We start from the raw sequence: 278 nt of genomic DNA on the forward strand, positions 1-278 counted from the left end.
TGTGCAACTTCTACAAGCTCGCCCCGGATGAACTGCTCGTCGCCCACGATGAGCTGGACATCGACCCCGGCACCGCCCGCTACAAGCAGGGTGGCGGCCATGGCGGTCACAACGGGTTGCGCGACATCATCAGTGCACTGGGCAACGACAAGTCGTTCCATCGTGCCCGCATCGGCATCGGCCACCCCGGCAATGCCAAGCTGGTGACCAACTTCGTGCTCGGACGTCCCGGCAAGGCTGAACGCCAGGCCATCGACGACGCCATCGACGAAGTGGTG

Annotated in this window: 1 protein-coding gene; it reads left to right on the forward strand. The window is 64.0% G+C overall.

Annotated features, from left to right (window positions below):
• A partial coding sequence (gene pth, locus R0J88_RS19710) for an aminoacyl-tRNA hydrolase (RefSeq protein ID WP_410900830.1) occupies positions 1-278 on the forward strand: 278 nt, incomplete at both ends.

It is taken from the genome of Pseudoalteromonas sp. SIMBA_162 (assembly GCF_046535955.1).
GTDB classification, from domain to species: Bacteria; Pseudomonadota; Gammaproteobacteria; order Enterobacterales; family Alteromonadaceae; genus Pseudoalteromonas; species Pseudoalteromonas marina.